11 protein-coding genes and 1 rRNA gene are annotated in these 10,583 nt (G+C 65.9%); 9 read left to right on the forward strand and 3 right to left on the reverse strand.

Annotation, left to right across the window (positions count from 1 at the left end; all coding sequences use genetic code 11):
• The first annotated feature begins 7 nt into the window (after positions 1-7).
• Positions 8-1,441 (forward strand): flotillin family protein, encoded by a 1,434-nt coding sequence (locus tag BS38_RS0109250; protein ID WP_028270546.1) that lies wholly within the window; start codon positions 8-10, stop codon positions 1,439-1,441.
• Positions 1,434-1,682, forward strand: coding sequence for a hypothetical protein (locus BS38_RS0109255; protein WP_043438172.1), 249 nt, complete (start codon positions 1,434-1,436; stop codon positions 1,680-1,682). The genes BS38_RS0109250 and BS38_RS0109255 overlap by 8 nt, the downstream gene beginning before the upstream one ends.
• Before the next feature lie 25 nt (positions 1,683-1,707).
• Here BS38_RS0109255 and BS38_RS24790 read toward each other — a convergent pair whose 3' ends face one another.
• Positions 1,708-1,887 carry a hypothetical protein gene (locus BS38_RS24790; protein WP_043438175.1) on the reverse strand — a complete coding sequence of 60 codons (180 nt, stop codon included), beginning with the start codon at positions 1,885-1,887 and terminating at the stop codon, positions 1,708-1,710.
• Between the two features lie 159 nt (positions 1,888-2,046).
• Between BS38_RS24790 and BS38_RS0109265 the strand changes: the two genes are divergently transcribed.
• The 6 genes from BS38_RS0109265 to BS38_RS0109290 all read left to right on the forward strand — a co-directional run bounded on the left by BS38_RS0109265 (position 2,047) and on the right by BS38_RS0109290 (position 8,920).
• On the forward strand, positions 2,047-3,054 hold the full coding sequence (locus tag BS38_RS0109265) for a hypothetical protein (protein ID WP_028270548.1): 1,008 nt from the start codon (positions 2,047-2,049) through the stop codon (positions 3,052-3,054).
• Between the two features lie 90 nt (positions 3,055-3,144).
• Complete coding sequence (locus BS38_RS24795) at positions 3,145-3,396, forward strand: hypothetical protein (RefSeq protein ID WP_043438177.1); 252 nt, start codon at positions 3,145-3,147, stop codon at positions 3,394-3,396.
• A 159-nt stretch (positions 3,397-3,555) separates the two neighbouring features.
• A complete protein-coding gene (locus BS38_RS24800; RefSeq protein WP_051628807.1) occupies positions 3,556-4,773 on the forward strand; it encodes a glycosyltransferase family 4 protein in 1,218 nt (405 codons plus the stop codon).
• The gene (locus BS38_RS0109280) at positions 4,770-6,158 is read left to right on the forward strand and encodes a UDP-glucose dehydrogenase family protein (protein ID WP_028270549.1); all 1,389 of its coding nucleotides are present in this window, start codon (positions 4,770-4,772) and stop codon (positions 6,156-6,158) included. The genes BS38_RS24800 and BS38_RS0109280 overlap by 4 nt, the downstream gene beginning before the upstream one ends.
• A 190-nt stretch (positions 6,159-6,348) precedes the next feature.
• Positions 6,349-6,666: a hypothetical protein gene (locus tag BS38_RS0109285; protein ID WP_028270550.1), complete on the forward strand. Its 318-nt coding sequence runs from the start codon at positions 6,349-6,351 to the stop codon at positions 6,664-6,666.
• A 109-nt stretch (positions 6,667-6,775) separates the two neighbouring features.
• Positions 6,776-8,920 (forward strand): putative bifunctional diguanylate cyclase/phosphodiesterase, encoded by a 2,145-nt coding sequence (locus tag BS38_RS0109290; RefSeq protein WP_051628817.1) that lies wholly within the window; start codon positions 6,776-6,778, stop codon positions 8,918-8,920.
• Between the two features lie 4 nt (positions 8,921-8,924).
• Here BS38_RS0109290 and BS38_RS0109295 read toward each other — a convergent pair whose 3' ends face one another.
• On the reverse strand, positions 8,925-9,764 hold the full coding sequence (locus tag BS38_RS0109295; protein WP_028270552.1) for an SDR family NAD(P)-dependent oxidoreductase: 840 nt from the start codon (positions 9,762-9,764) through the stop codon (positions 8,925-8,927).
• Positions 9,765-10,005: 241 nt separating this feature from the next.
• Between BS38_RS0109295 and BS38_RS0109300 the strand changes: the two genes are divergently transcribed.
• Positions 10,006-10,347, forward strand: a complete 342-nt coding sequence (locus BS38_RS0109300; RefSeq protein ID WP_028270553.1) for a YciI family protein — start codon at positions 10,006-10,008, stop codon at positions 10,345-10,347.
• 87 nt (positions 10,348-10,434) lie between these two features.
• Here BS38_RS0109300 and rrf read toward each other — a convergent pair.
• Positions 10,435-10,551: ribosomal RNA gene (gene rrf / locus BS38_RS0109305) — 5S ribosomal RNA — on the reverse strand.
• Between the last annotated feature and the right edge of the window lie 32 nt (positions 10,552-10,583).

A 10,583-nucleotide genomic window follows, 5' to 3' on the forward strand; every position in this document is an offset into this window, starting at 1 on the left:
CCTGGCCATGCCGGATCTATCAGCATTCTTCCCGCTAATTGCCGCCATCATCGGCGCGGTTCTCATCGTCGGCTTTATCTGGGTGGCAATAAAGCTGATGTGGAAGGTGGCTGAACCCAACGAGGCCCTGATCATCTCCGGATTGACCCGTGGAACCTTGGAAACACGGGCCGGAATGGACTTCAAGATTGTCACCGGCAAGGGTGCGCTGGTCTTTCCCGGGCTTCAGACAGTACGGACCCTGTCACTCACGCTGAACGAAACTGAGCTCAAAGTTTCCTGTGTTACCTCGCAGGGCATACAGGTAATTGTGGAGGGTGTTGTTATTTACAAAATCGGCGATGCCCCGCCCTTCATTGCAAATGCAGCCAGGCGCTTTCTGGGCCAGCAGCCCAAAATGGAAAGCCAGGTCTATAACGTCTTTGAAGGGCACCTGAGGTCGATCATCGGCAGCATGACCGTGGAGGAAATCATCCGCGAGCGGGACAAGCTCGGTTCGCAGGTCCGCAGCGCCAGCGGCGTGGAGATGGAGAAGCTGGGCCTGGTTGTGGATTCGCTCCAGATCAAGGACCTGCAGGACCCCACGGGCTACATCCAGAACATCGCCAAGCCGCACATCGCCCAGGTGAAGATGGAAGCCCGCATCGCCGAGGCCACCAGGAACCGTGAGGCGGCGGAGAAGGAAGCGGAGGCAGCGGCGCTCATTGCTGATGCCCAGAGTGTTTCGGCCATCCGGCAGTCCGTGGCGCAGGCCAATGCCGAACGGGCCAAGGCCAACGCCGCCCAGGCGGGGCCGCTGGCGGATGCAACCGCGCGGCAGCAGGTGGTGGTCCAGGAAACCGAGGTGGCCAAGCTTGAGGCCGACCGGGAAGAGCAGAAGCTCCAGACCACCATCCGCAAGCCCGCCGACGCCAAGGCCTACGCCAAGCGGACGGACGCCGAGGGCCAGAAGGCGGCGGACATCAGTGCCGCCGAGGCGCTGGCCCGCCGCACCGAACTCGAAGCCCAGGTGAACGCCCGCCGGACGGAACTCCAGGCGCAGGCAAATGCCACCGCAGCTGCGGCCGCGGCAGGGGCGACCAAGGTCACCGGCGAGGCGGAAGCCGCGGCCACCCGGGCGCGCGGTGATGCTGCCGCGTCGGCCATCAAGGCGAAGGCGCTGGCGGAGGCGGAGGGCATCAAGGCACGGGCCGAGGCCCTGGGAACCAACCAGGACGCCGTCATTTCGCAGCAGCTCGCCGAGAACATGCCGGCCATCATCGCTGCTGCGGCGGAACCGTTCTCGCACGTGGGACAGATGACGGTGCTCAACGGCGGGGAAGGCGTCAACAAGATGCTCGGCGGCATCCTCGCCCAGGTGGGCGACTACCTCCCGGCCCTCTCTTCGGCGCTGAGAAACACCCGGGAAGGCAAACGTCCGGCGAAAGCCCCTGATGCGTAAGGACGTCGACCGTAGCCTTACCGGCAAGATCGGCCGGGTGACCGGACGCATCGGCCCGGGCACCATCGGCGAAGTCATGCTGCCCTACCTCGGCGGCACCATGGCCTTCCATGCCCACCCGTTCGACAAGACCAGCGTGTATGCAGTGGGCGACGAGGTGCTGGTGATCTATTTTGATCCGCCGCAGACCGTCTATGTGGACGAACTGCCGGAGGTGTTAAGGCACGACGGCGGGCGCTGAGTCCCGCTTCAGGCGCCAGCCTGGGTCAGAACCGCCAGATGGAGTACGGAACACTGGGCAGGTTGCCCGCCATCCAGGGCCGCTCGGACTCTTCCCGCGGCAGGATCCCGCGGCCGTCGCGCAGGACCACCACCACCGTGCAGATCACCCCCAGCAGGGCAACGACGGCAAGGAAAATCAGGACGACGACGATTGGCCCGGACATCTCTGGAACACCTCTAACACCAATTTTACGGCGCCCCGTTTCAGCTGCCGAGCGCGAAGGTCTGGACGGTCAGACAGCTCCGGGCGTATCCTGATTTTCCATTGCCTCTGGGGGGTGATCTGGATGGTGCGTACTTTCCGTGATCGTTGCCGGTCTTCCGTGCGCCCGCTGCTGCTCGCCGTCGTTCTGACAGGTTCCTGGCTGGCGTTGGCCGCCGGCCCGGCGAATGCCGCCTCTGACGCTCCGGACCCGCTGGGCGGGATCGGGCAGGCCGCTGCATCGCTCGTCCGGGACATCGTTCCGGCCGCGGTGCCGCACACCGGTCAGGAATCCCCCGAACCTCCCGTTCAGGCTGTCCGGGACGTTCCAGCCCCCGCCGTCACTGTGCCGTTGCCGGCCGTCCGCACCGCTGAGACCGTCGTGGACGTTGTGGATCCTGTGCTCAGCGGGACATCTCAAGTGGTCAGCGACGTGATGGACACGGCCGCTCCGATCCTTCCGGCCGCGCCACTCGTCAAAACGGTCACAGACACAGTCACAGATACGGTGACCGGCACCGTGGACAAGACCGTCTCCGTGGTGGATTCCCTGGCGTCCACGCTGCCGGACCTTCATGTGCCGGCGGTGCCATTTCCGACGGACCCGGTGTCCACTCTTCCACGGCCACAGGTGCCGCCCCAGGTTCCAGGGCAGAAGCCGGACAAGGCCGCGCCCGGTCACTCACGCGGTACCCGGGTTCCGGCGTCGGACGTTCGCTCACAACCGGCGGCCGCTGCCGGCGGCGTGGAGGCAGCCTCCCGCTCAGGCGCGGGGCAGCCCGCAGGATTCCCAGCTGTTACGCAGCTGGTCAGGAGCGCGCTTTCTCCGTTGCAGTTCCTGGCGAATACACACGGAGCGCGAGTGCTGGCAGCAACCGTCGGTTACTTGGTTTCCGCCGGGCCGACGCCGGCCGAGGAACCGGCGCGCGACGCGGGGCTCCGATTCGCCGGCGTCCAGAACCAGTCCGGCTCCGCGTCCTCAGGCACGGGCAGCGCCGGTGCCGAGGCGTCGGGCGACGTCGACGGGTTCTGGAATCCGCTGCACGATGCCGGCCGCTGCCTCGTGCCGGACGCCGCCCTGATCCTCGCCGCGGGCCCGTCATTTGATCCGGGGTCTTCCCCCGACTGAGCAGGTCACCTCTGCGCTTTTCCAGGCAGAACATGGCCACCACCGACGCCATCGGCGTACGGAAATCAAAACTCAGTCAGGAGAAAAGTCATGTCCGTCAGCACCCAGCTCTTCAGCGCCACCGATATTGTCCGCTCAGCACCCGGCCAGTCACGCATCGGCAACTGGCCGGACCCCATGAACGCCCGCATCGGTTGGTGGCCCGACGCCATGCAGGACCGCATCGGCAACTGGCCCGACCCCATGAACGCCCGCATCGGTTGGTGGCCCGACGCCATGCAGGACCGCATCGGCAACTGGCCCGACCCCATGGGCCGGGCGGGTTCGGCGGCAGGCCGCTGATCATCAGGCCGGTCCGGATGCTGTCCCTTGTCTGCCTGGGGGTGTCAAGGGGCAGCGTCCGGGCCCTGTAAGTTACCGGGCCCCGCTGTTAACCCAACCTTCCCTTGCCCGTCATACCCGCTCCCCCTCGGCGCAACGCACCGCCCGCACCGTGGAGGGGTGAGGATCGCAATTGTTGCTGAATCATTCCTGCCACTGATGAACGGGGTGACACACTCCATCCTTCGGGTGCTTGAGCATCTGCAGGAGAGGGGCGATGACGTGATGGTGATCGCCCCGTCGACACAGGACACAGAGGTCCTGGACGTGGTGCACGGCGCGTTCGTGCACCGGCTTCCGTCCGTGCCGCTGGCCGGGTACACGAACGTGCGGGTGGCGTTGGGCGGTGTGAACCGGGTCAAGAGAATCCTTGCCGATTACGCGCCGGACGTTGTCCACCTCGCATCCCCGTTCGTGCTTGGCTGGCGGGCGGTGCAGGCGGCCCACCAACTGGGCATTCCCACGGTGGCGATCTACCAGACCGAGGTGCCCAGCTACGCGGCGCGCTACGGAGTGCCGTTCATGGAGAACTGGGCCTGGAACCGGGTGGAGAACATCCACCTGCTGGCTTCCCGGACGCTGGTGCCGTCCACTTTCGCGCTGAACCAACTGCGCGGCCGCGGGGTATTGCGGGTGGACATGTGGCGGCGCGGTGTGGATACCGCGCGGTTTGCGCCGGGAAAGCGCGACGACGGGTGGCGGGCATCCGTCGCCCCGGACGGCGAGCGGATCATCGGCTATGTGGGCCGGCTGGCCGTTGAAAAGCAGGTGGAGGACCTGGCCGTGCTGGCCGACGTGCCGGGCACCCGGCTGGTGATCGTTGGCGACGGTCCGCAGCGCGAGGCGCTGCAGGAAGCCCTGCCGAACGCCGTGTTTGCGGGGTTCCTGGGCGGCGAGCAGCTGGCCAGGGCGGTGGCGTCCTTCGACCTGTTCGTGCATCCGGGCGAGTTCGAGACCTTCTGCCAGACCATCCAGGAGGCCATGGCATCGGGTGTGCCGGTGGTGGCCACGGGCCGTGGCGGCCCGCTGGATCTGGTGGAGAATTCCCGCACCGGCTGGCTGTACAAACCGGGCGACCTTGCCGGGCTGCGTGCCCATGTCATGGACCTGATGGGCGACGACGCCAAGCGACGCGCGTTTGCCGCGGCAGCCCACGCGTCGGTCCAGGGACGGACGTGGCCGGCGTTGAGCGCGGAGCTGGTCCGCCATTACCGCGCGGTGATCGCCGGTGACGCAGTGGTTGAGCCTGCCGGCACCAGACGAGCGGTTGAGCCTGTCAGCACCACCCGAGTCCCGGTGGTTGAGCCTGTCGAAACCCAACGAGGAGCAATACTGTGAAAATTTCCGTCATCGGCTGCGGCTACCTTGGCGCAGTTCACGCGGCAACGCTGGCGTCGATGGGCCACACCGTGGTGGGCATCGACGTCGACGCCGCCAAGGTGGAGCAGCTGGCCCGCGGTTTCGCACCGTTTTTCGAGCCGGGCCTGGACGAGCTGCTCCATGATGGCCGGGCCACAGGCCTGCTTACGTTCTCCACGGATTTCGCGGATGCGGCCGGCGCCGAGGTGCACTTCCTCTGTGTTGGCACCCCGCAGTCCAAGACGTCCGGCGGCGCCGACCTCAGCTACCTGCTCGCCGCCACCGAAAGCCTCCGTCCGCACCTGGGCCGGGGCTCCGCCGTCGTGGGTAAGTCCACGGTGCCGGTGGGGACGGTCGAGATGCTGGCCGGCATCCTGTCCGGGCGCCCGGATGTGCTGCTCGGCTGGAACCCGGAGTTCCTGCGGCAGGGCACGGCCGTGAAGGATTCGCTGGTGCCGGACCGCCTGGTCTACGGTGTGCCGGGCGGCAGGGCTGCCGCGTTCCACCGGACAAGCGGCGCCGGCCGCGGTGTGACGGCGGCCCTGGATGCCGTGTACGAGCCGCTGCTGCGCACCGGAATTCCACGGCTGGTGAGCAACTTTGCCACCGCGGAACTGATCAAGTCGGCGTCGAACGCTTACCTGGCCACGAAGGTCAGCTTCATCAATGCGATGGCCGAGCTGTGCGATGCCTCCGGCGCGGACGTCACCGAACTGGGTGAGGCGATGGGGCTGGATCCGCGGATCGGCAGCCGGTACCTGCATGCCGGGCTGGGCTTCGGCGGCGGCTGCCTGCCCAAGGACATCCGCAGCTTCCGGACCCAGGCCGCGGCGCTGGGTGTGGGATCGGTGGACGACTGGATGGGCACGGTGGATGCCATCAACCTAAGCCAGCGGTCGAGGACGGCGGACATCGCCCGCGAGCTCTGCGGCGGCAGCCTGGCCGGGCGGACGGTGACGGTGCTGGGTGCGGCGTTCAAGCCGAACACGGACGATATCCGCGACTCCCCTGCCTTGGACGTGGCCCTGCAGTTGGCAGAAGCCGGCGCACATGTGACCGTGACGGATCCGAAGGCGATCAACAATGCCTGGATGCGTTACCCTCAGCTGCGGTTCGAAGCCTCCAAGGACCGGGCGCTTGAGGGCGCCGAGCTGGTGCTGCTGCTGACGGAATGGGACGAATACCGGACGCTGTCGCCAGCGGATGCAGGGGCGCTAGTACGACGGCGGACGGTGCTGGACGCACGCAATGTGCTGGACGCTGCGGCCTGGCAGGCGGAAGGCTGGACGGTCCGCGGCTTGGGGACGGGGCTCTCTGCGGGTGCCGTGGCCCGGCTGGATGTGGCGCCGCCGCAATCGCGGTGATCAGCGTCAAGACTGCCAAACGGTTTTTTGTTCGCCTACCCCGTGTCCCCGGCTGACCGCGTGATTGGCGTCCGGGGTGAGTGGCCCCGGACGCGATCGGCGGACCGGTCCGGTGCCCACACGCGGCGGCGAAGTATCTTTCGCCACCTCTGGTCCAGACTCATAAGTGTACTTATTATAGAAGCAAGGCATGCCGAGCCCCGGTGGCGGGGCAACCAGGTTTGGGGGCGAAGTTCCGGTGGACCAGGCGACGATCGTCAGTTACGCCGCCGGCTACCTTGCGGCCATCATCCTGGCTTTCCTGACCCTGCTGCCAGTCCTGATTCCCGCCGCGCTGCTCCTGATCGTGGCGGGGTTGGTACAACTCCTCCTGCTGGGGGTGCGGGCACTAGCCCTTGGCCTGTATCGGTTCACGGCGGAGCTGTTCCACGCCCTGGCGCGCGCGATCAAGGCCCGCGGGGATGGACCGCCCGGGAGCCACGGCGCCCGTCGTCTCCATATCCACTGACGCCATTTGCCATGTGACAAGCGCTTCTTCCCAACGCCCTTTATGATGTGCGGAGGGGAGGACATTCCATGAAGCACATGCGGTCTCATTTTCTTTTTAGGGTGCTGTGATGGCGCCGCAGCAGGGCAAGGAACCGGAGGCGGTGTCCGGCTGGGATTACCAGGCCATCGTCGATTCGCTGCCCGATGCCGTGTTAGTCATCGGGGAATCCGGCACGATCAGTTTCATGAACAGTGCTGCGGAGCGCATGTTCGGCTACCCCCGCGCTGAGCTCGTGGGCCGCGACCACCGGACAATCCTGGCAGAGGGCTTCCGCGAGGGGTTCCAACGCCTGTTCAACGGCATGCGCCGCGTCGGCGGCACAGCTGACAACCCGCCGTTTGAGGCCTACGGCCTTCGACGCGACGGCACGGAGATCCACGGCGAGGTGGCCTGCGCCTTGCTCCGCTCACAGACCGGAATGTCCATGACGGTGACGGTCCGCGCCTCGCGCCCGCGCGACGACGCCGACGACGGACTCCGGGAGGCGGTCTCCCTGCTGAGTGCCACCCTTGAGTCGACGGCCGACGGCATTCTCGTTGTCGGCACGGACGGCCAGATCGCCGGAGTCAACGAGCAGTTCGTGTCCATGTGGGGCATTCCCCGCGGGCTTCTGACCACGCACGATGATAAGGCGGTGATCGGCTATGTGCTCGGGCTCCTGAAGAATCCTCAAGGGTTCCTGGACAAAGTGCAGGAGCTCTATGCCGACCCGCTGGCAGAGAGCAACGACGTTCTGGAGTTCCTCGATGGACGGACCTTCGAACGGTACTCCCGTGCGCAGAAGGTGGCGGACAAGGTGGTGGGCCGCGTCTGGAGCTTCCGCGACGTGACCCCCAGGCTTGCTGCCCAGGACCAGGCGAAGCGGGCCATGGCCGATCTGGCCGAGCAGGCAGCCCAGCTCAAGGCCCTGGCGTTCCAGGACCCCCTGACCGGGCTTGCCAACCGCAAGCTGTTCCATGACCAGCTGGCTGAATCGCTCCGGGAAGGCCCGGCCGGGACCGTGGATGTCCTGCTGCTGGATCTGGACGATTTCAAGGAAGTCAACGACATCCTTGGCCACCATGCCGGTGACGAGATGCTGACCGAAGTGGCACGCAGGCTGAGGTCCTGCGTCCGTCCTGACGACACCGTGGCCCGTCTTGGCGGAGACGAGTTCGTGGTCCTGCTGACCGGCTCCCCTGAACCGGATGCTGTGGCGGAGCGCATCGTGGCGTCCTTGAATGTCCCCATGTGGATCGACGGAACCATGCTTCGTCCCAGCCTCAGCCTGGGCCTGGCCTCCGCGGGCCAGGACGGGGTGGCGGCTTCCGAACTGCTCCGACAGGCCGACGTCGCCATGTACGCAGCGAAGGCGGCGGGAAAGAACCGGTACATGAGGTTCGAACCGGCCATGATGACGGCGCTGGTCCAGCGGACGGACATGGAGGCCGGCCTCCGTCTTGCCGTCGACGCCGGGCAGATCATGGTCCACTACCAGCCGGTGATTTCGCCGAAAATTGGCGCCGTGGTTCAGTTTGAAGCCCTGGCCCGGTGGAAACGCGACGGTGAGATGATTCCGCCCGGACAGTTCATTCCGACCGCAGAACGCAGCGGCCTGATCTCGGCCATTGGCATGCAGGTCATGCGGCACAGTTTCATTGAGCTCCAGCCCTGGCTGGCTGAAGATCCCGGACGCTCTGTTGCCGTCAACATTTCGGGAGTGCAACTCAAGGACTGCCAGTTCGCCGAGAGTGTCTTGCAGCTGGCAGCCTCCTGCGCGGCGGATCTGCGGCAGCTGGTCCTGGAAGTGACGGAGAGCGTCTTCTTTGATCCCGACGCGCACGTGATCCGGCAACTCAACACGCTCCGCGATGCCGGCGTTCGTGTGGCGCTGGACGACTTCGGCACCGGCTACTCCTCACTGGGGCGGTTGCAGGAACTTCCGGTGGACGCGGTGAAGATAGACCGTTCCTTCGTGTCCATGGTCCGTACCGGAGCGGAGAAACTGCCCATCCTGAACTCAATGATCAACATGGCCCACAGCCTGGGCCTGACCGTGACAGCGGAAGGAATCGAGACCGGGGCCCAGGCCGGTTACCTGACCAACCTGAACTGCGACTCCTTGCAGGGGTATCTGTTTTCCCATCCGGAACCGGAATCAGGGTTGGAGCTCTCGCTGCTCCGCTCGGCGGATGCCATTGACGAGCTGCAGGGCGTTCACCTCGAGGCCTGAGTGTCTAGCTACGCTGGTCGATCTTGTCAGTGCTGACCAGCGCCTCACTGCGGTCCCACAGTTGCCGGGCCAGCCCGGCGTCGTAGGCCTGCTTGTTGGCTTTGGCCAGCGCCCGCTTGGCATAGTAGGCGCCGGAGACCCAGTCCTGCCCCGGCGTGGTGGTCGCAAGCCACACGAGGGTGTCGGCGCCCTGATCGGGGGTGAGCATGAACCGCTTGATGAATGTCTTGTAGGCGAAACGGAACCAGCTGGTCGATTCTGCCGCGAAGTTGGTGGCGACGCCGCCCGGGTGGAAGGCGGCTGTGGCGATTCCGGCGGCGTTGTACCGGTGATGCAGCTCGGTGGTGAAGAGGATGTTTTCGAGCTTGGCGGTGCCGTAGGCCTTGTTGGTGGAGTACTTGCCGGCTGCGTCCAGGTCCTCAAGGTCCACGTGACCGAACGCATTGGCCGCGCTCGACGTGTTGATGACTGTCGCAGTGCTTGCTGTCAGCACGTCCATGAGCTCGTTGGTCAGCAGGAACGGCGCCAGGTGGTTCACTTGGAACGTCTTCTCGTGGCCGTCCACGGTCAGCTCACGCTTGCCCATGATCCCGCCGGCGTTGTTCGCCAGCACGTCGATCCGCGGGTACTTCTCTTTCAGCTGTGCCGCCAGTGTGCGCACCTGGGACAGGTCAGCGAAATCGCTGACGAAGTAGTCAGCGCCGATCTCCCGTGCCACCGCCTCGGTCTTCGCCGCGGAACGCCCGACGACGACCACCCGCTCCCCTGCCTTGGCCAGCGTCCGCGCGGCGGAAGCGCCGATGCCGTCGCTCGCTCCGGTGATAACGATGGTTCGTGCCGTCATGAACTGTCTCCCAATCGATGATGGAGCGTGCCGATGGCCGGCGTCCCGAAGCCCCGTGGGTACAACGAAGGTGGAGCACCAGGTGTTCCGCCCCCGCACGCTCTCTCACTTCCTGCGGGTTTTTCCCGGACGCTCTCTCTTGACCAACTATCGGGGGCTGGGGCCATAATCGTCTGGACACCAGGGCGGAGCCGCAGAGACGAGGCGACGGTTGGCGAGGCCGGAGCAGAGGAGTTCTCGAATGACGAAGTACCTGATCTCGTTCCCAGGTGAGGCAATGGTGATCCCCGAGGAGGACTTCGAGTCGGTGGTCGAAGCCTCACATGCAGTCATCGAGGAGGCCAAGGCGGCGGGTGTGTACGTCTTCGGCGGCGGGATCAATGAGGGCGTGGACCCGGTTCTCGTGGCCGGTGACGGCAGCGTCACCGAAGGTACATACCCGGGCCACAAGGTGCCCAACGGCGGATACACCATTCTCGAGCTGCCCTCGCGGGAGTCGGCACTTGAGTGGGCCGCGAAAATCGCCGTCGCCTGCCGCTGCTCGCAAGAGGTCCGGGAGTTCCAGTACGACCCGGCCAGCTGAGCTCGACTGACGGCAACGGCGTTGTGTGTTGGTGGTTAAAGTGGGAGAGCCCCAACCGTGTGGTTGGGGCTCTCGACCTGAATGGTGTTCCGGCGGTGACCTACTCTCCCACACCCTCCCGGGTGCAGTACCATCGGCGCTGTGGGTCTTAGCTTCCGGGTTCGGAATGGGACCGGGCGTTTCCCCCACGCTATGACCGCCGTAACCCTTGCTCCGCACCGGCCGGCCCCGTGGGG

The sequence above is a fragment of the Arthrobacter sp. UNC362MFTsu5.1 genome (assembly GCF_000685965.1).
GTDB lineage: Bacteria > Actinomycetota > Actinomycetes > Actinomycetales > Micrococcaceae > Arthrobacter.